16 protein-coding genes and 1 pseudogene are annotated in these 20891 nt (G+C 61.2%); 16 read left to right on the plus strand and 1 reads right to left on the minus strand.

Features of this window, described 5'->3' with window-relative positions:
- Positions 1–290: 290 nt before the first annotated feature.
- The 11 genes from ABH933_RS29025 to ABH933_RS29075 all read left to right on the plus strand — a co-directional run bounded on the left by ABH933_RS29025 (position 291) and on the right by ABH933_RS29075 (position 11135).
- A complete protein-coding gene (locus ABH933_RS29025; protein WP_429413356.1) occupies positions 291–629 on the plus strand; it encodes a hypothetical protein in 339 nt (112 codons plus the stop codon).
- A complete protein-coding gene (locus ABH933_RS29030; protein ID WP_429413358.1) occupies positions 626–1474 on the plus strand; it encodes a hypothetical protein in 849 nt (282 codons plus the stop codon). The genes ABH933_RS29025 and ABH933_RS29030 overlap by 4 nt, the downstream gene beginning before the upstream one ends.
- Positions 1471–2364, plus strand: coding sequence for a helix-turn-helix domain-containing protein (locus tag ABH933_RS29035; RefSeq protein ID WP_429413360.1), 894 nt, complete (start codon positions 1471–1473; stop codon positions 2362–2364). Before ABH933_RS29030 ends, ABH933_RS29035 begins: the two co-directional genes overlap by 4 nt.
- Positions 2361–2993: a hypothetical protein gene (locus tag ABH933_RS29040; RefSeq protein ID WP_429413362.1), complete on the plus strand. Its 633-nt coding sequence runs from the start codon at positions 2361–2363 to the stop codon at positions 2991–2993. Before ABH933_RS29035 ends, ABH933_RS29040 begins: the two co-directional genes overlap by 4 nt.
- A 97-nt stretch (positions 2994–3090) precedes the next feature.
- Positions 3091–3513 carry a hypothetical protein gene (locus ABH933_RS29045; RefSeq protein WP_429413364.1) on the plus strand — a complete coding sequence of 141 codons (423 nt, stop codon included), beginning with the start codon at positions 3091–3093 and terminating at the stop codon, positions 3511–3513.
- Complete coding sequence (locus ABH933_RS29050; RefSeq protein ID WP_429413366.1) at positions 3510–4157, plus strand: DUF3558 domain-containing protein; 648 nt, start codon at positions 3510–3512, stop codon at positions 4155–4157. The genes ABH933_RS29045 and ABH933_RS29050 overlap by 4 nt, the downstream gene beginning before the upstream one ends.
- 1558 nt (positions 4158–5715) lie before the next feature.
- Positions 5716–6441 carry an ESX secretion-associated protein EspG gene (locus tag ABH933_RS29055; RefSeq protein ID WP_429413368.1) on the plus strand — a complete coding sequence of 242 codons (726 nt, stop codon included), beginning with the start codon at positions 5716–5718 and terminating at the stop codon, positions 6439–6441.
- 77 nt (positions 6442–6518) lie between these two features.
- Positions 6519–6836 carry a hypothetical protein gene (locus ABH933_RS29060; protein ID WP_429413370.1) on the plus strand — a complete coding sequence of 106 codons (318 nt, stop codon included), beginning with the start codon at positions 6519–6521 and terminating at the stop codon, positions 6834–6836.
- Between the two features lie 23 nt (positions 6837–6859).
- Positions 6860–9214: a hypothetical protein gene (locus ABH933_RS29065; protein WP_429413372.1), complete on the plus strand. Its 2355-nt coding sequence runs from the start codon at positions 6860–6862 to the stop codon at positions 9212–9214.
- Positions 9211–9798, plus strand: coding sequence for a DUF3558 family protein (locus ABH933_RS29070; protein ID WP_429413374.1), 588 nt, complete (start codon positions 9211–9213; stop codon positions 9796–9798). Before ABH933_RS29065 ends, ABH933_RS29070 begins: the two co-directional genes overlap by 4 nt.
- A gap of 377 nt (positions 9799–10175) precedes the next feature.
- Positions 10176–11135 (plus strand): HNH endonuclease, encoded by a 960-nt coding sequence (locus tag ABH933_RS29075; protein ID WP_429413376.1) that lies wholly within the window; start codon positions 10176–10178, stop codon positions 11133–11135.
- A gap of 67 nt (positions 11136–11202) precedes the next feature.
- Here ABH933_RS29075 and ABH933_RS29080 read toward each other — a convergent pair.
- Positions 11203–11916, minus strand: a pseudogene (locus ABH933_RS29080) (transposase domain-containing protein); the annotation flags it as partial.
- Positions 11917–12181: 265 nt separating this feature from the next.
- Between ABH933_RS29080 and ABH933_RS29085 the strand changes: the two are divergent.
- From ABH933_RS29085 to ABH933_RS29105, 5 genes are all read left to right on the plus strand, one after another.
- Positions 12182–13756 carry an N-6 DNA methylase gene (locus ABH933_RS29085; RefSeq protein ID WP_429413378.1) on the plus strand — a complete coding sequence of 525 codons (1575 nt, stop codon included), beginning with the start codon at positions 12182–12184 and terminating at the stop codon, positions 13754–13756.
- Positions 13749–14948, plus strand: coding sequence for a hypothetical protein (locus tag ABH933_RS29090; protein ID WP_429413380.1), 1200 nt, complete (start codon positions 13749–13751; stop codon positions 14946–14948). The genes ABH933_RS29085 and ABH933_RS29090 overlap by 8 nt, the downstream gene beginning before the upstream one ends.
- Before the next feature lie 9 nt (positions 14949–14957).
- Positions 14958–18023, plus strand: coding sequence for a type I restriction endonuclease subunit R (locus tag ABH933_RS29095; RefSeq protein WP_429413382.1), 3066 nt, complete (start codon positions 14958–14960; stop codon positions 18021–18023).
- A gap of 196 nt (positions 18024–18219) precedes the next feature.
- Positions 18220–19779: an AAA family ATPase gene (locus ABH933_RS29100; RefSeq protein ID WP_429413385.1), complete on the plus strand. Its 1560-nt coding sequence runs from the start codon at positions 18220–18222 to the stop codon at positions 19777–19779.
- 175 nt (positions 19780–19954) lie between these two features.
- Positions 19955–20608 carry an HNH endonuclease gene (locus ABH933_RS29105; protein WP_429413387.1) on the plus strand — a complete coding sequence of 218 codons (654 nt, stop codon included), beginning with the start codon at positions 19955–19957 and terminating at the stop codon, positions 20606–20608.
- Positions 20609–20891 lie beyond the last annotated feature (283 nt).

Below are 20891 nucleotides of genomic sequence, written 5' to 3' on the forward strand. Positions count from 1 at the left end.
ACCATGTCGAAAAGCCCACAACCGACACGCAATCCGGACCGAACGCGGATGGAGCTTCGGCACCCCCCGCTCGCCGTCCGGTCTATTCACATGGCTCCTGACCGCGCTGCCGCTCTCCGCGACTCGGCTGCCCTCGAGCCCCCGGGCGATGGTGTCGACCAGTCTGCGCCACCGTCGGGGACGTCACCGCGTGCAAGACCGGCGGTGACCCGAGATTCGTCGCGCACCAACACAACCCAGCTCGGTCACCCAACGACCGCCCCCGAGCCGCGCAGAGACGAGACCCGACCATGCGCGCGCTGAATCACTTCAAAGGCCCGACGGGGCCGGATGCACCCGCACCGATTCGAGTGCGGGGAATCGTACGCACCGACCTCACTCCCGACAGCGACACCGACGTCGCTGCCATTTACACGCTCGCGGACGCTTTGGCGGTCGAGCAAGAACCGGTCCTGATCGCCAACTCCGAGAGGGGTTTTCCGTTGCTGTTCGCGCTACTGGACGTCACCGACGTCACCGCGATCGTTGTCCCGGATACCCGGCATCTGGGTGACTGGCTACCGATAGTCCGTACCCAAGTCGAGATCTGGACACTTCGACCAGCCCGGTTCCCCAGGACCTGCCGATGAAAAAGCCTGCGTCTCAACGGCACCTGCACTTGGACTACGGGCCCCTGCATGTGGATTACCAAGGTCCGGACAAGCAGATAGCCCAGGTCGCCGAAGAGTTGGCCGCCAACGGCCGATGCCGTGTTCGAGTGGACGACGAAGTCCACCCCGATCAGATCCCTTTGCCATACGCGCGGCTGTGGGACCACCCCTACTCGCGCATCCTGCCACCGTCGCAAGGAACCGCGCCCGCGCCGATCCATACAATCACCGATGAAGGAATCATCATGTCTACCAAGGTAATTGGCAACTCATCAAAGACCGTGCCTATTCCGGAATCCGTCGGTGTGCCAGAACCGGATCCGGATCGCGCTCGTCTCATCGGTGATCGGGCCACGGTGTATCGGGAGCAGTTCGGGCTGGGCACCATCAGGACGCGCAACGGGGCCACCTTGGCGATTCTGGTCGGTCGTACCGTCGGCCTGATGATGTCTCGCACCCTGGCTCAGCAGGTTCGCCGCGTGCTGGGCCGTGAATGCGGTCCGGTGTTTACCGATTCGGGTGACACGTCGGTGTTCCTCACCAACAGCCCTGCCGCGGATATCGGGATTCCCGAACTGACGCTGGAGCTGTTCCAGATCTACGGGGTGATGGCGCTCGCGCAGCCCGGCCTGCTGATCCCTTTGCCCACGCCAGGAACTCCGGGCCGAAGTTGGATCAACCCATTGCGCGACAACCGATTGCCGGCGTTCTCCCACGTGGTGTCCGCGCTCGCCACGGTCACAAAGGGAGGCCCGAAGGTGACCTACAACGACAGCCCTGCCGCGTGGGCGGGGTTCGTGCGGAATCGAGGTGACCGTCGATGAAGCCGATGGAGCACTACACACTTGTCGGGCGAGCGCTCGGACGACGAATCACCCAGTACCGCACACGCATCGGAATGACCAAACAGACCACCGCCGCGATAGTCCAAACCTCGCCACAGACCTTCTGGCGCCTCGAGAACGGGGTAAAGGTACGCGTCTCCGACCTATGGATCCATGCCTGGTCCGACGCCTTCGAATGCACCGACGACGAGCGCAAGGAACTGCTCGACCTGGCCGCCGAGATGCGCCCGATCCCCAAGGGCTGGTGGTTCGCATACCCTGACGCGATCCCTCCCGGCTTCGAACGCTACCTCGCGCTGGAGGCATCGGCGACCCGGCTGACCCTCTGCACCAGCCTCATCCCCGACCTGTTGCAGACCCCGGACTATCAGCGCGCACTGCTCCGGACCGAAAACCCGAGCCAGACGCTCGCACAGGTGGATCGGCAAGTGGAGGTGACGGCTGCACGCCAACGACTCCTGGCAGACCAAGATTTCACCCTCGAGGTGTATTTGTCCGAGATGGCCCAGTGCGCCCTGGTCGGAAATGATGACCTCACCGCCGAACAGCTGCTCAGACTCCTCGAACTCATGAAGCTGCCGAACGTGATCATCCGCATCATGCCGTTCCAAGCCGCCACCCCGCTCGGGCCACACACCGGCACGCTCGCCTTGCTGGACTTTCCCAGGCTCCTGGCAGCCGAACACATCGAACCGCCGCTGGTATACATCAAGGGTCTCACCGGAGATCGGTACCTCGAACAAGACGACCACGTCGCGTCCTACCAGGACGCGATACGCCGAATCCGCCAGACAGCGTTGAGCACAGCACAAACCCGGGAACTACTCAGCGCAGCACGCCGAAAGCGCGCCCCAGGCGGTGTTGCATGACCAACCCGCCAGACGACCGCACATCCGCGCAGCACCGCCGTTTCACCACCTGCCAGGACCACGTGGAATACGTGCGCCGTGTCGCCGAATCCCTCGAACTCTCGTTCCGGCCGAGACCACAGCCGCCATACGGATGGCACCTGTGCACCGGAGACCAGGAACTCCTCTACGGTTCACTCGACGAGATCGAAACCTACCTTCGACACGAAAAGCTTTGGGATCCAAAGGGAATCGAACACGATGCCTGGCATCAGATCGGCGTCGCCCCTGAATCGCTGACCTGCGATATCGCCGGACGCAGCCGAGTGCACGGATTCAAACGGTGCGGCGGAATCGACTCCGACCACCGCTACGCCGTCAGCGTGTGGTCCCAGCTTCACACCATCGACGACGTACGGCACAAGGAAATCGGCACCGAATTCGTACCCATCACCATTTGCGGCCGTGACGGCGTGCGATATCGGCCGCGGTCCGACCACACCGGGGACCAGTGCGACCTGATCTTTCCCGCAGCTGACGGCGCATATCTCATCGACGTGCTGCGGCTGGACCAGCGAACCCACACTTCGCCCGTCGACCGAATACTCGAGGTCGCCCAGGTCATGGTCCCGCTGTTGCCGGACCGGTAGCCAATCCACCGTGCGAGTCTCAAGGCGAGAAGGGCAGGGTGACAACGAACGCCGGGTGGTTCGCGCTGGTAAGCTCCTACGGACTGAAACCGGGCCGGTGGAATCCAGCAAAACCGAGGGGGCGTCGACTGTGGCGGCACAGTTACCGGACAAGGGGCAGAGAGACGCGCAGGCGGCATATTCGGCCGCGAAAGCTGGGACGTTCGTGATGCCGGAAGACGGTGCCAAACGACTCGCCGCTCAGTGCGACACGCTGGTCGACGGTTTGATCGATGAGATCGAGGCTGCGGACCATCTCACGAAAGTGACAGGCTTCCCGAACCTTCCCTCGGGGAAGGCGCTGACTAAGGGGTTCAGTGCCAAAGGGCAGGAGTACATCGACACGTTGAAGGCGTTCGTGCAGACGGCACTGCAATATAAGGCGGCCTACCTGGCCGCCGGGAAGCAGTTCACCGAGGCCGATGCGGCAAACCAGGCGGCCATCAAGTATGCGACCGAACAGCTTCAAGGCAACGCATGAGCAGCGACATCCGTTACTCGCGCCTCACGGCCGCCTCGATCGTGGTCACAGCCGCACTCGCCCTGGCTGCGTGTAGCTCATCTCAACACGGGACCACGACCTCCACTTCCGCGGCGGCATCGACTACGGCGCCGAAGTCGGCTGGCAGCCCGCCGTTTCCGACGCTGACTGCGCCGAGCCTGCAGCCCCCGGCACAGCACAATCAGAACCGGCCGGACGTCGTCTTCGATCCCTGTACCTGGATCGATGACGCCACGATGACCCGTCTTGGATACGCTCCTGCAACTCGCAAGCGGTCGACGGACATCAACGCTGAATACACGTTCTTGACCTGTGAGTTCCAGTATCCGAACAAGGCGTACGCGTTAGGAATTCTGTCGGGAAACCGGACGATGGACGAGGGCCGCGCGAAGGAAGCTGCTGAAGGTGCCCAGATCCAGGACACCACGATCGGCGGCCGATCAGCGCTGATAGTGCGTGGAAGCGATCCGGACACGTGTGATGTCCTGTTGCAGACCAAAGCGGGCTACGTCGATTTCGACCGGAGAATCTTCAGCTTCAAACTCGATGGCCCGACGCCTGAAAGATGTTCGGGCATGACAGATTTGGTGCAGGGGATCATTCCGCGCATCGGGGACAACTAAGCAGGGGTGTTGTGGGGAGACGGACGAAGGCCGAGATCGCTGATGACATCCGGATGCAGGAGGCGCAGCTCGCACGGACGAGCGGGTTCGGCTCGGCTGGTACGGATTCGGCGTTTGTGGCTGATCGGGAGCAGTTCAACGGCTACAGCCATCAGCAGATCTGGGATCAGGTCCACGAGAAGATCAGTCCGGATCTGTTGGGGCAGATCGCTTCTCACTGGGGAGACCGTGCTCAGAAGCTCCATGACCTGTTCGATACGTTCGGGCAGGGGGTGAAGCGCGAGTTCGCGGAGTGGTCAGGCGCGTTCGCCGAATCTGCGCAGCACTCTGCGAATACGTTCCTGACTGCCAGTTCCGAAGCGCATGGTTCCGCGCTGACGGTGCAGCGGTTGATGGAGTTGAATTCCAGTGCCGCGCAGACCGTTCGGGCAGCGATCCCACCCCCGCCACCTCCATACAAGCCGGATCCGGATCCGGCCAAGGAAGCCGCCGACGGCGGAGCTCGGCTGCGGACGTATCAGAGCGCGGCATCCTCGGCGCAGGCGGAGGTTCAGGACACGATGAATTTCGTGTACAACCCCACGATTCCAGCTTCCGGTGACGCGGTACCCCGATTCGTACCTCCCGCGCCAGGCCCAGCGGTACAGCCTGGTCCGGCAACACCCGGCCCCTCCGCGACGAATAGCCAGCCCAAGCCGGGGACTCAGCCCAGTGCGACCGGAAAGGACGCTCAGCCGAGCACCGGTAAGCCTGGTGATCAGACTCAGGGAAACGGTACTTCCCCCAGTGCCGCGCAGGATCAGACGCAGACCGCGTCGGCAGGCACATCGACAGCCACGACGCCGTCCTCATTCTCCGGCCTGCCAACCAGCACGGCGGCGACTTCGACGATGCCGTCGAATGCTGCTTCTCCAGCTGGCGCTGGCCCAGGTGGTCTGGGCGGGTCAGCTGCACCGGGTGCGACCAGTATCGGACCGGTTGGAACGGGGACGCCAGGAACGCCGGGCACGGGGTCACCGACGGGTGGCGGGCGAGGCGCCTCGGTGCCAGGCGCGCCCGTTTCATCTGCAGCGCAAGCGAATACGGTGCGAACAACTCCAACTGTGGCAACGGCAGCACAGCGGGCTACATCGAGCGGGATGCCACATGCAGGTCACGGTGGCAAGGAGTCTGACGAAGAGCGCTCCAAGACCAGTCCGGAATATTTGCGTCGGCAGTACGAGGAGCTGATGGAGCTGGCTCCGGCGGGACCGGGCGTGATCGGCATCAACCCGGCCGAGGAGGAACTGCCGCCTACGGCGCCTCCACCGCCTGCACCGTTTCCTCCACGTGTTCCGGCTGGTCCGCCGCCGCAGGCAGCCACCAGGCCGACGTCACCACTACCGGCGCAGGCCTCGCCGACTCCGGCACCTCAACCGCACAGTGCCCCGGCTCCAGTACCACAGCCGCACGTCGCCTCGGCGCCGCCACCGCAAGCGCCGACTGCGCCGCCGAGAGCACCCGAGCCACCGAAGAATCGTGAGGGATACGTGGGCAAGGGCCCGATGGAGGATGGTTAGTGCCGCAGTGGTCCTTCACCAGCGATGAGTTCACCCACGTATGGGAGGTGGAGACCGGTCACGATCGTAGACCGTATCCGCTGGACCTCGCGCCTCGCGGCACCACGGTCACCGAGAGCGAACAAGCCGCGTTAGGGCTCGCGGACCGGTTTCCGTTCAACGGCGCCCCGGAGCTGACCAGCACGCTGCGGTTCCTCGCTCGCACCGATGTCACCACGGTCTCGCTGTTCGGTGACCGATTCCTCGACGGACATCCACAACCGGACCCGATCCTGGCATTGGGGGTCACATTCGGCGACTGGGGCGCGGCGGCGATCGCGACCTCCGAGAAGGTGACAGTCGTATCCTGTAAGGCCCGCAACACAATTCGGCATCTGGTGACCGCGATGGGCCCGGTACCGGCGGGCGGGCTGGAGCGGATGCGCGAGCCACGGCAAGCGGTGTTGTTCCCGCCAGCCGACCAGTGGCAGGAGACCGCAGAGATCCGCCGCGCCACTCAGCTGCGGCAGGCGCTACGGCGCCCGATCGACGCACGCGGCTATATCACCGTGACGGTGCTGCCTGACGAGGTGATGTCGCCGCCGCCGGTGCACCGTACCTGGATGGACTTCACCGGCGATGGTCGTTACCTGCTGGCCGTCGGGCACGAGCTGACCCTCGCACCGGCCGGGCCAGATCTATTGATACATCACCTGTCCGGACTGGCTCGGATTGATCGCCGATGACGCGGTCGCTGGGCGAAGTACCGCATGATCTAATGGCCTGCAGGACGCATGGCCCGAAACATCAGGGGGTTTAGCCAATGGCGCCTTTACTTCAAGCCGACCTCGACGAGCTGCACAAGCTGGCTGGAGTCCTGGCCGCGGCGGGAACGAACATCACCAAAGTCAACGCGACGACGATGGCCGCGCAGATCGCCTCCGCCCTGCCGGGCAGTGGCCTGGACGGCGTGTGCACGCAGGCCGGCCAGTTCGTCGACGGCGCCTATCAGCGGGTCGCGAAGAAGCTCTCGGATGTGTCGGGCAAGGTGGAGACCGCCTCCCAGTGGTATTTGGAGACCGACGAGGACTTCGCTGCAGCGATGCGGAAGTTCGACGTCACCCACCTCGGAGGGCAGTGATGGTTGCCGCTGGATCCACCTCGTTGCTGCGCTCGAACGTCGAAGCCTGGCGCACCTCCGCGCTCACCGACCTTGCCACCGCGCTGGCACAGGCCAACAACCAGACCTTTCAGGTCAACATCGATCAGCCGAAGAACTACTTCGCCAGTCTGGGCACCTCGTGGAAGGGCGCGGCCTACACCGCCGCTTACGACCGCGTAGGCCAAGACCACGACCAGGCCCGAAAGGTCTGGACCTACGTTGATGACCTGGTCACCGCGATCAAGCAGGTCGCCGGTGACATCGAATCCCACCGCACGACGCTGATGAACAAGGTGAGCGACGCTCGGGCTCACGGCCTGACCGTTGCCGACAACTGGGTGATCCCCGACAAGGACGGCGTCCCCGTCGCCACCATCAACTCGCTACAGGACGCCATCAACCAGGCGTTCTACCCGTTCCGCGACGCCGTATCCACCGCGGCGACGAAGATCAGCGAAGCCGCCGAGCTCATCCGCGCCGCCGGCGACCTCTACGGCTCGGACATCGACGTCACCGCCGCGCCGGCCGCAGGCAGTCGCCTCGGCGCCGAGGACGGCCAGGCCGCCGCCGACGCCGCCCGCAACGGCGACACCGCCAAACTGGACGAGATCGCCTCACACCTGCCCACCAACGCGCTCACACCCCAGCAGATGCAGGACCTAGCCAACGGCAAAGACGTGCCTTCGCTGCCAGCCGATGTGCAGGATTACTACAAGTCGTTCTTCCAGCACTCCGGTAAAGACGGCCTTCTCGCCTTGCAAAACCAGTTGCAGCAGGAAGCCACCGCGACCTCGGACCACCCCGCCAGCACAGTCGCTGCGGCGCAACAGAGGGCGCTAGCCGACGGGATGATGGCTGTCAGCAATGAGCACCTGGGCACCGGCACAGGTCCGGACGGCAAGCTCATCTCACCCGGTGCCTACACCAATCTGCCGCCTGACATCCGTCAGCTCATCTCAGGGCGCGAACAGGAGTATGTCGGCGACAAGAGTGGGCCCGGCGACACGTTCCGCCGTATGCAGGATCGCGTAGGTTTGGCGAACCTCTTGGGGAGCGCTGATCCAGAGATGACCGGCGGCACTACCTTCAGCACCGAGGTTGGTCGTCAAGCTCAGAGCATCGCCCAGTACGTCGACAGCAGCGATGGTCGCCCGATGGCATTCACCGACGATGAGACCAAATCGCTCGATGGTGCGGCAACGAAACTGCTCGACACGGCCACAAAGAACCATGACGCCAGCTATCAGCTACTTACTGGTCACGGTCTCGATGGTTCCTCGATTCCTAATGACTTGTCGTTCGGTGCCGACAAAGGTCAATACCTCTCCAAGGGTGACTACGATCCGCAGAAGTTCGCGGACACCGTTTTCCGCAACCACACCTGGACCGACCAGGGCAAGGCCGCTTCCGACCTATACAACTGGACCAGTGATCATGCGCACGATCAAAGCAACGAAGGCGTTGTCGCTCGCAAGACCATGGATGCGCTTCCAGGCCTATTCGCGCCGCATGACGGCGATAAGTTGATTACCGATAAGGACGGAAAGACCCTATACGAACACACGATCGAGAACTTCAACAAGAATCCAGAGCTCGCTAATGCATTGGGCCGGGTGAACAGCTCGAATATCGACGCGTTTGCTCAAGTGGACAACGATCACAATGCTCCGAAGCCCGCTTCTCCAATGGAGGTCCGGGATGCACAGCGCATGCTGTTTCTGTCGAGCCAGACCGAGGACGGGCGACAGACAGTGGACCTGGCCCGCCAGACATATGACAACGCGACGCTGTATTCCGTAACCCATGGAGGGACCGGCGACGATGTCAGTGCCCATGACGCTGTCCGCAAGGTTGCAGCCATCGACGCTCTCGTTGGGGACTCGGAACGCAACGCACTGATTTACCAGGATCACAATGACGTCGCCCAAAAGAATGATCAGGCGCAGCATTCACACGATGACAAGCAGCAGATCGGTGACACCGTCAAGAAGGTCGTGGATGCCGTTCCGATACCCGGCGGCAAAGCAGTAAGCACCGTGAAAGACATAGTTGAAGATCAGGCATACAAGGATCTGATGAAGGGGATAAACCCGGATCCGATACCTGGAACCGTCCAGTATCCTTCAGTTATTCAGCTCGAAAAAGATAGTCATCAGGATTTCCGCGATCAACTGAATTCCCTCTCGGGCGGAAGCAATGATCCGCTAGTTAAAGATCAGCTTGAAAAATATCGTGACGCCTACAACCAGCAGTACGATTCCATCGTCCAATCCGATCAGGTCCACGACAACAGCTCGCTAGACCAACTGGTGACAGGTGGGGCACAGGCCCCGGATGCTACAAAGAAGGGCTCGTGACGAATGCGGTGCAAGAATTGGACACGCGAGTGAAATATCGAACGAAGGACGCGAACAGGCGACCTACGATTCTCTGCGGTGCAATGATATTGCTCACCCTGATTGCCGGGTGTGGCGACAATAAGCACAGTCAGACACCAGAGGACAAGTTAGCTGCGGGCGTACCTCAATCATTCGACCCATGTCACGGAATACCAGACGAAATACTGAGCGGGAGCAAACTGCTCAGCCATCCTCATCCCATATCGGATAACGGTACCAAAGTAAAATCTCAGGGTTGCGATTACACGATGTCCAACGACGGCGACGGCTCCGATCTGGACGTGATGGTTACGAACATGACCTACGACTACTTCCGCGATGTGTACGTAAAACGCTTCGGGAATGGGCCGGTCAAGGAAATAAGCATTAATCAACGACCTTCGATTACCCACGGCCCCGAGGCCGATAAAACATGCACCCTATTCATATCTATCAAAGGCGGCGGGCTGAAATTCGACACCCTGACACCAAAGGGTGACCCGTGTCAGAATTTGATTAATTTCGCAGACAAGGTACTTCCCATTCTCCCTCCCGGGGCTTAAGGTGACTCGAGTTCCGGCATGGCTCCGTCATAGTCGTAGTGTGAAGGGATGACCTGCGGAACGCGACGCATATACGCCGATCGAGTTCGCCAGGCAGCAGATCGATGAGGTATGCCGCCAGCTCCTCTGTACCGCAGCCAGGTAGTCAAGTCCAGGGCCCGCGCGACGACGGCCAGCCAGGTCCGGTTGGCGACGAAACTCTGAAACGGGACGTTGGGCACGCTGGCGCCTTTCGCAGTGCGGATGCGACCTTCACAGAGGGTGCCGGCGACCTGCCTCTCGATAGAGCTGGGAGCGTCAAAGTAGTGGTAGTCGCTGTGGCACAGGAAAATTGGACCATCGAGATATGTTGATCGTCTTGTCTGTAGCATGTGGCGATGGCCGCATCGAACAGGGGGCAGTGCGAGCGCTGCGGTAAGCCAGCACTACTGCGCCAGTACTGTACTGAGTGCCGAAAGACGATCACCGAGTTCAAGCGGCAATACGTACAGTCGGCCGCGCAGATCCTGGCGACAACGGGTCCGTTGAGCACCGCGTGGGGCGACCTCGAACGGTGGCGCGAATCCGTCGGACTCCCGAGCAGCGATGCTCGTTCGGGCGCGGCGCATCTGGCCAGCGATTGGCTCCGCCGCTATGCGGCCTTCGCCGCCAGCGACGGCGTAGTGTCCGACTCGGAGTGGACGACATTCAATCAGGCCGCCAGAGCTCTTGCCGCGCAGCCAACATTGGTGCAGCAACTCGGTTCATGGCTCCAGCGGGTTCACGCACTCGGCGTCGTGCACACCGGACAACTGCCCGTTGTGGAAGTCCTAGACCTGCATCTACCCTCCGACGAACACTGCCACCTGTGCGTCCCGGCGACTCGCTGGCGGCCCCTCAAATCCGGGCCCCAACCTGCCCCAGGACTACTGGTCGTGACGAACCGGAAGATCCGATTCAGTGCACTTCAGCACGGTGGCGAAGTCGCCCTGGGCAAGGTGCTGCGGGTGACCTGGCTCAACCAGCACATGATCTCGTTGGAAGCGACAACTCGCACGTTGAGCGGGCATTACTCGACCGACGACCCCGAATGGGCGGCCGCGGTCATCGACACCGCGCTGCGAATCGACCGCCGCGTCATCCTGCCGGGGGCCAGCTCCAACGGATCGCGGGCGATACCCCACCACGTGAAAACTGCTGTCTGGCAACGAGACCGGGGCCGATGCATCCAATGCAACGCAGACGCCTACCTCGAGTTCGACCACATCATCCCTTGGTCGAAAGGAGGGGCCAGCACAGTCGGCAACATCCAACTACTCTGCCGCCGCTGCAACCTCACCAAATCCGACCGAATCTGATCGATTTCAGTCCAACGTCAGCCATGTGAGCGTGATCCGCAGCGATAGTAGCTCCGATGCTTCACTCCAATGGCTGGGCGCCGGTCGCGCAGACTTTGACGAGGAAGTCGTTGCTGTCGAAGCCCCTGTCCCACAACACCAGCATGTCCGGGCGCAGTAGATGCAGCAGCTTGCAGGCGTAGCCGGTCTCGCCCAGCTCGGTGGGTCCGAACACTGCCCCGATCACCGCGCGAGTTCCGGTCTCCACCAGCGTGATCAATTCCAGCATCGGGTAGGCGTAATGGGCGGTGGCACGCAGCCAGGCCCGGTTCCGGGCGGTGGCGGGCACTTTCCGGGAGGTGCAGCCATCGAAGGACACCATCCGATACCGCCCGAACCGAACCCCCGGAGTCGACGGCTGCGCCAACGGCCCGGCCAGCACATCGAACTACATCCGCATCGGCGCGACCCCCACCCGACGGCGCAAGTCCCGCAACGCTTTCGCGCTCGGGGCGGGCAAGGGTATCCCGGTCAGCGAGGCCGTGAGTTTGTCCCAGACCGCCCGATAACCCATCTCGGGGAACAAGCACATCGCCAACACGAAATAGACCTCGACCCGAGACGGGAGATCACGCAACCGGCTCTGCACCGACCGGGTCTCCTCGAGGACCGCATCGACAAGCTCGAACGGCACCACCACGGTCAACTCGCCCAGATGACCGGCAGCGAACCGGCCCGCGGCCACGGTCACCGACCGGGTGATCGCCGCCAACGCGTGAGGCAGGGGAGAATGAAACGGCAACGGAGCTCCTCGGCAACAGGCTGTCTTGGTCGACTACCTGAACCAACGAGCTCCGTTGCCCTATGCCCGAAATCCTCAAACCGCTTGCGCCACCAGCGAAAACACTAACTACCCGGCCTTGGGGGAACCTCACAAGTCGGCGTCTGTCAGTCAGCAGTCGCTTTCGTTGTAGCCTCCTGAGAGGATGTTGCAGATCGTGAGTGCGCTGTCCTATCGCCAGGGCCTCCCGGCCATCGCCTACTAAGAAGCAAGGACACCCCGACTGATGGCAGTGACTCAGCAGGAAATTGAGACTCGGTTGTGGGACGCCGCCGATGAGTTGCGCGTGGCGATTCCAGAAGCGCAGTACTCTTCAGTCGTCTTCCCGCTGATGTTCTGGAAGTACCTGTCGGATACCTGGGAGCATCACCATCAGGAATTCCTCGCCGAGAACCGGGATCTGAACGATCTGTCCGCCGAAGAGGCCCGTGAGATCGAGTACCGCGACTATCAGTCGTTCGAGATCCCGAATATCCAGTCGGGCACTGTCCAAGAGCGTCGCGCCTCGTGGTCGTCCATCCTGGCCACGATTACCCAGGCAGGTCTCGGCCAGCGGGTCCGCGCATCCTTGCAAGCCATCGAGACGGCCAACCCTGACAAGTTCTCCCGTCTGTTCGGATCCATGACTTGGACCTCTGAAGAGGTACTGCCGAACGAGGTGTTGGCGGCGGTCATGCGTGCGATGGACCGCACACCGAAGATGCACGAGGGCAACATGTCCCACGACGTGCTCGGTGGAGCGTACGAATACCTGCTAAAGCGGTTCTCAGACGGGTCCGGCACCCGTGCCGGCCAGTTCTTCACCCCGCGTGAAGTCGTGGAGCTGATTGTCGAGCTCTTGGACCCTCAGGCGTTCGAATCGGTGTACGACCCGACCTGCGGGTCGGGCGGCATGCTGATCGCATCTGCGAACCTTCTGAAGACTCACGGCGGGCGGCGCTACACACTCCGTCTGTACGGGCAGGAGTCCGTCCTGGACACTGCGGGCGTGGCACGGATGAACCTCTTCATGCACAACCTAACCCAGTTCAAGGTCGAGGTTGGCGACACCCTGAAGGAACCGCGCTTCAAGAAGCCGGATGGGTCTCTCGCACAGTTCGACGTAATCCTCGCCAACCCGCCCTACTCTCTGAAGTGGAAGCCTTGGAAAAACGACTCCCGCGCCATTGGCGGCGTTGCTCCGCAGTCGTCGGCGGACTGGGCCTTCGTGCAGCACATGATTGCCAGCATGGACCCGGAGAAGGGGCGCGCTGGCGTCGTCCTGCCTAATGGTGTTCTCTTCCGCAGCGGTCAAGAGAGTCTGATCCGTCGGCGAGTCATTGATGACGACCTCCTTGAAGCCGTGATCGGACTGCCACCAAATCTCTTCTACAACACGACGATTCCGACTTGCGTCCTCATATTTCGAGCCCTCGGCACCAAGGCAGACAAGCGCAAGGGCAGAGTTCTGTTCGTAGATGCCTCCAAGCGGTTCACCAAGGGCAAGAACCGAAACGTCCTTGCGGACGCTGACATCGCAAACATAGTGAGCGCCTACCATGCGAGCTTCGATATCGATGATGCCACCGTCGACCCCGACGGAGAGGATGGATTGGCTGCCCGGCTTGTTCCTATGGTGGAGATCGCCGAGAACAATTACGACCTCAACATTGGTCTTTACATCAAGCAGGTTACGGCGGAGCAAGCGGATCTTCCCACTTTGATCGAGGCTTACAACCTTGCCCGAGCTGAGCGTCAGAAGACCGAACAGAACATGCTCGGTGTCCTCGCGGACGCTGGGATTGAGGGATTCGATGAGTGACCCGATGAAGCAAGAATGGGTTCGGGCACCTCTATCACGGTTCCTCATGCCAAATGTTGAGGTCATTGATGTGGACCCGGCTCAGACCTATCCGACCGTGGGGGTTCTCAACCGGGGCAGAGGACTGCTCTACCGCGATCCCGTCGCAGGAAGCTCCACGGCATACAAGAAGCTGAACCGGATTGGTCCCGGCGTCCTCGTCTATAGCAGACTCAAGGCGTTCGAAGGCGCAATCACGGTTACCCCCGGAGATCTGCCGGAATCGTTTGCATCTCAGGAGTTTCCTACCTTCGGCTTCGCGACAGGGATGGACCCCGATTTCTTCCGCATCCTAACTACAACCCAGATCATGTGGGACGCGCTCCAAGGCGCGTCGAAGGGAATGGGCGGCAGGCGTGAGCGGGTGAAGCCCGCCGACTTCCTCAATATCGTCATGGACATTCCGCCGTTGCTCGTGCAAGAACGGGTTGTCGAGGTCATCCGCGCGGTAGACGAACAGGTTGCGGCACTTGAGGCTGAGGCGGGCAGCCTCCTTCAAGTCCGTGGCGCTATCTTGGGAGACGTACTTTCCCGCGGTGGTAATGGATGGATGTCTGCTCCGTTGTCAAAAGTTGGAACACTCTGCCGCGGCCGCCGTTTCGTGAAAAGCGACTACGTGGAGTCAGGCCTGGGGTGCATCCATTACGGCCAGATCTACACGGACTTTGGGGCGTCGGCTACGAGTACGGTGACGCATCTGCCCGAGAGTTTCCGCAGCTCGATGCGCCTGGCGAAGCCTGGTGATGTAGTAATCGCCGGGACGAGCGAGAACGTCGAGGACGTTGGTAAGGCTGTTGCTTGGCTGGGTGATGACGATGTGGCTGTTCACGACGACTGTTTCATATTCCAGCATGATCTCGACCCAAAGTTTGTCTCATATTTCTTCGCCTCGCCCCTGTTTCAGTACCGGAAGCGTCGGTTCACAAGCGAGACCAAGGTGGTTCGGATCTCCGCCGGGAATCTCAAAAAAATCGACATGCCCGTGCCACCTCGTGATGAGCAGGAGCGCATCTCGAGGACGGCTGACGCGATTGACGTTCAAGTTGCCGCTCTTCGTGCTGAGGCTGAGTGTCTGCGTCAGGCGCGAGTGACGCTCCTTTCACGGCTGCTGGACCGCACCATCGATATCAAGACCGGGGAGTTGGAGATCTGAGCAGTGGCTATGGGTATTAGAGAGCGCGAGTTTCAGAACCTGATGATCCGGTGGTCTCTACCTTTGGGCTGGGAATTCACAGCGGGGGCAGAGTTGCCACGTAAATCGACGCAGACGTTGGTCACCCCTCAGCTGCGTGCCGCCATCGTCCGGCTCAACCCTGGCGTGATCGACGGGTTCGACGTGGACGCTGTGGTTGAAGAGATTGCTGCCACTGTCAACGCTGTCGAAGGCGGGCTAGTACAGGCCAACGAGCAGGTGCTGCACATCCTGCGCGGGCACAAGGAATTCCGGGACGAGGCCGGTATGTGGCACGCGCTGAAGATCATCGACTTCGAACGCCCAGCTGACCCGAACCGCAACACGCTGGTGCTGTCGAATGAGGTGACAATCACCGTGCCGGGCAAGACTTCCCGCCGATTCGACCTTGTGTACTGGGTCAACGGGCTGCCTGTGGTCGTGGTCGAGTTGAAATCCCCGACCGCGAAGTCCGGGTGGGCAGACGCAGCTCGGGAGATCAACAACGTGTATGTCACCGAGTACCCGTGGTTCTTCACGCCTAACGTCTTTGCCGTTGCCTCCGACGGGCTGAAGCTGCGGTTCGGTGCCGCTGGCGCACCGACGAACCTCTGGCAGCCGTTCCGGTCCACCGCCGACGACGAGAACTTGACTGGGCAGGCCGATGTGCAGCGTTCGGTCGAGCTGCTGATGAGCCCGGCCACCGTCCTGGACATGCTGGCAAACTTCGCCTTGTTCGACACATCCGGGGGCGGGGTGGACATGAAGTACTTGCCTCGCTACCCGCAGATGGAAGCCGCGCACTTGATCCACAAACGGGTCCTGAACGGCGGGTCGAAAGGCCTGATCTGGCACCATCAAGGCAGCGGGAAGACGCTGCTGATGGTATTCGCTGCTTCGTTGCTGTTGGCCGATACTCGCACTGAGTCGCCGACGATCATTCTGTTGTCGGACCGGACCCAGCTCGTCCGGCAAACCTCCGGGGTGTTCACGTCGGCGATGGGGGACGCGTATTTCCATCAGCCCACCACCAGTGCGGAATTGCGTTCGCTACTGGCTGACGACGTGCGTGGCGTCATTTCCACGACTGTGCACAAGTTCGCGGACGCCGGCAAGAATCTGTCGACTCGCAGCAACGTCATCGTGATGGTCGACGAAGCACATCGCACCCAGTCCAGAAGGTCGGAGTCCTTGGCCGGGCAGATGCGTGCAGCATTGCCGCACGCGAAGTTCTTCGGTATGACCGGCACCCCCGTCAGGAACCTTGCCACCGACACCTTCGCCCTCTTTGGCAATGAGACCGACCCGGGCAAGGTGCTGCACCGGTACTCGGTGTCCCGGTCTTTGTCGGACGAGGCCACCGTCCCAGTTATGCTGGACCCACACCCGATTTCCTTCGAAATTAACGACGAGGAATTGCAGGCCGAGTTCGACCAGTTCGCCGACGAATTCGACCTCGACGACCCCGATCGGGAGGCCTTGTCCCGCAAGTTCGGGCGGCTCACCTCGGTTTTTTCGAATCCTGACCGTATCCGTGCGGTCTGCCAGAACATCGTGGACCATTATCTGGCCAGCACCTACCGCAATGGCCTCAAAGCCCAGGTCGTTGCCTACAATCGTGAGCTAGCCGTGGCATATACGCGCGAGATCAACGAGCTACTCGCTAGCTTTGAGACCTCACAGGTGCTCGCCGCAGTCGGCAAGCATGAGTGGATCTCTGCCGAGGTGAACATTTATGTCAAGGACGCCAAGGACGAAGATCCCGCCATGCGAGCGTTCAAGCTCACGGAGACTGAGGAGGAGGAACAGAAGCGGCACTTCCTGACCCCGGACGACCCGCTGTGCTTCTTGGTGGTGACCGCGAAACTGATGACCGGGTTCGACGCCCCCAATGAGGGGGTTCTCTATCTGGACAAGCCGCTGAAGGCCCATAACTTGTTCCAGACGATCACTCGCCCGAACCGCACCTGGGTATCCCCGACCGGGTATGTGAAGACCTCTGGTGTTGTCGTGGACTACATCGGCCTGGCCACACAGGTCCGGCAGGCCGTCGCGGAACCTGCTGCGGCGGAAGCCGACCAGGGCGGTGGTTTCGTCAACGACATGTCCGAGCTGGTCGCCGAGTTCCGTACCACTTTCGCTCGAATCGAAGACTCTTTCGCAGACGTGGACGGCCTGGATTTCGCGGTCCACGGATACGAGTCCGTACGAGCTATCAACAGCTTCCTGGACGCCAATCCTGGTGCGGCCGAGGTGTTTACGAAGGACTACCAACTTTTGGCCCGCCTGTATCCGTTCATCAACACGGACACGCGGATCGCCAAGTTTCAGGACGGCTTCGGGTTGTTTGGGGCTGTGTATACGACCCTGTTCAAGAAATCCTCCGATGATGAACGAAAGGAACGACTGAACGAGCTGGGGCCGATGGTTTTGGAGATCATTAATGCCCACGTCCACTCGTTCTCTGTAGCTGCCACTCAGGAGGAACCCCTCGTCCTGGATGCCCAAGGCATCGCCATTCTCAAAGAACTGCTGGCGATGGTCCGCCGCAACGACCGTGAGCGCCAGACGCCACTGTCCGCAGCGGAGATTCTGCGCCAGATCAAGGCTGCTCTCGATGAAGGCGTCGAACCAGGGTCTGCGAAGTACACCGCCCTCGCTGAGCGGATTAGGTTGCTGCGGGACCGGATCGTTCAGAACTCCCAAGATGCCCTGGAGTTCTTGGCCGACGCACTTCGGATCGCTCGCGCCATCGTCAACGCCCAGAGGCACCCCGATGAAGCTGTCGTGTTGGACGATGACCGTGTGGGAGTCCTCACGAGGATCATCCACGACCACGCGCCCTCCGGCCTCACGGTCACGGAGAGGAACCTCGCGGAGGAGATTGACCGGGTGGTCACCACAACCCTCGCCAGGTCATGGGACAACGCCGACGCCCGAAACCGAGGAGCCCGCCGCGTCACTGCCGCAGTCTTCCGCCGGTACATGTTGAAGCCGGTGGGTGAGCCGTACGACTCCACCGTTGCCTACATCGAAGCGCATTACCTGATTGACTGACCGGTTGAGGTATTCGTGAGAATTCTATTTATGAGATTAGGGGAACGGTCTTGTATTTATCGCCACTTACTGAGTCCCTTGCGCACAGGTCAGCGGACCATCAACAGTTCGTGGTGTTGACTCAACTAGCAACGCGCACGAGGCAGCCCTACCTCAGAGTCATTGGCATCACGTTGCAGCCGGACGTGGTGATACCATGAGATTCGTTGTGCAGCAAGCAGACCGGACTTTGGAGCGGCGGCCCGGGACTGTGTACCTTGTCAGCTCGGACTGGGATGACCGGTCCCAGTACGAGACGCTATTCAACATCTATTACATCAATGAGGCCGGCAAGACGATCTCGATCGGCGGCACCAAGATCGGACAGTTTGGGCTGCGGCCCGGCGCTGCCAACAAGCGCCGGGACGGATACCGTCACCCGAATCTGCCTCAGGAGTTCAGTGCCCTCGGTGACCAGTATTTCTCGCTGGGCCAGGACCCCTCATTCTATGAGGCGCTAACCGCCATAGGGTACAGATTTCGTGAGGAGGTCCTCACCGCGTTGCATGACATTGCATACAACACCGCGCTAGGGGCGCGTGCGGAAGCCGAGGAGGTCACACGCGTTTCACTGTTGCGTTCTGTGCCCCTGCCGACGGTACGAGGCCAGTTCTCGCGGCTTGCACGAGGCGGTGCACGGCTGACTGCCTACCAGCTCTCGCTGCAGGCGAGCACGGTTGAGACCAGCACGGTCGAACCGATCACCCTCGACATCACCGTGGTGCCCGATTCCCGCCCTCCGACCAATATCCAAGTGCTCATCGGACGCAATGGCGTCGGAAAAAGCACCTACCTCAACAACCTAACCACAGCCCTCGTGCATGGCTCGGACCAAGCGGGGAACGACTCGACGGCCATCGTACGAGACCAACTGTCGAACGTGGTATCGGTGTCGTTCAGCGCGTTTGACTCGTTCGAGCCGATCACCGTTCCCCGAGACCGGACCATGGGACTGACGTACCACTACGTAGGTCTGAAAAAGCCCCGGCCACGCAATGACGAACCGGGCCAGACCAAAGACCATCGCGCGCTGTCCCATGAAATGACTCGCACGGCACGCTCCTGCCTTGAAGGGGCACGGCGCGAACGGTGGAGCCGCGCGTTGAAACTGCTCGAATCTGACCCAATCTTTGCCGCGGCCGGGTTGTCGGAACGTATTGATTCCATCTCCGTCCACGCAGACCAGGCCGAAGTCCTGCAGATGATGCCGGAGATCTTTGGAAATTTCAGCTCCGGGCACAAGATCGTACTGCTGACCGTGACGCGGCTGGTGGAGGCCGTCGAAGAAAAGAGCCTGGTCCTGCTCGACGAGCCTGAAGCGCACCTTCATCCGCCGTTACTGTCGGCTTTCGTTCGAGCGCTGAGCGACTTGCTTGCCCACCGCAACGGGATCGCCCTCATCGCCACCCACTCACCAGTCGTACTGCAAGAAGTGCCACGCTCATGTGTATGGCGACTGAGCCGGTCTGGGAACGAGGTGGCTACGGACCGGCTGCGGCTAGAAACCTTTGCCGAGAACGTTGGCACCCTTACAGACGAAGTATTCGGCCTTGAGGTTGACGCGACCGGATTTCACAAAATCCTCGCCGACGCGGCGGCAGATTACAGTGACTATGACACCGCACTGGCCGCATTCAACCGACAAGTCGGCACTGAGGGCCGCGCGATGCTGCGAGCCATGATCAACGCGGCAGGTGCAGCACGTGTGGAGCGTTGAACCCCCGGCCTTCACCGTCTCAGAGACTGCGACACTATGTGCTCAGAGCATCCGCGACAAATCACTCGCTAAACGTGTCCTAACAGCACGGGCCACCCTCTCCGCCAACAGCAACCGACTGCGCAGGGCCATCAATAATGACACAACCCATCTTGTCGACGATAAATCGTACCCAGTGGGCAACGAACTATCTGCGTCGGAGATGCGCTCTCTCTATACCGGGCAATTGGTCCGACGTGATACACCTGCGCGAGCTCATTACGACAAGATCATCCTAGCTGCGCCCTACGGTCTGTGCTGCTATTGCCAGTACGGGGAGGCGAATACGATCGATCATTTCATCCCCAAAACCCATGTTCCCGCTCTCGCGATCGACGGCTGGAACCTGATGCCCTGTTGCGGGAAATGCAACCACACCCTTCTCGACTTTCACTCCGACAAACCCGAGAAGCAGCTGCTGCACCCATATGCGATGCCGGCGCTGGGACGCTGGCTGAGAGCCCGCGTCATCGAACAAGTACCGGTTGTGCTTCAATTCACCGCCGAACCTGAGGCGGGACTTACCGAAATTCTGCAGCAACGCATCCTCAATGAGTTCGAGGCGCTACACCTGGGCGAGCGCTACGCCATCGTTGCCGCCGAACAAATCTCTACTACCAACAGAACACTGTCGCGGCGATGGGGCAGTGAGGATCACGAGACCGTCCGCGCGCATCTGCGCGAACAAGCGCTCGATGAAGCAGGTCCCGATGTCAACGACCGCCGTGCAGTTGTGTACGAAGCTCTCGCAGACAGCGACTGGTACTGCCAAGGAGGGTTCTTGACGTGACTACTTCTGGACGATCCGCTGCTGGTGGATCCCTGACGTACTGTGATACGACGACGAGGCTGGATGACCGCACCCGCCCGTATTGCCGAGATCCGGCGCCCGGTACAGGCCCAGAGGGCCTATCTCTCTAACAGTGTTCCGGCGTGTCTCTCAGTAGGTTCGCGCGGCGAGCCAACGCTCGGTGAAGGTGATCGCGAGGGCGTTGACCGCGGTTATCGCTCCCTCATGGAATCGGCACAAGGAGAGATCCAGAACGGTTCGGTCGGTTCATAGCTGGTACCCG

Origin of the sequence: Nocardia sp. GP40 (assembly GCF_050434125.1) — a bacterium.
GTDB classification, from domain to species: domain Bacteria; phylum Actinomycetota; class Actinomycetes; order Mycobacteriales; family Mycobacteriaceae; genus Nocardia; species Nocardia albiluteola.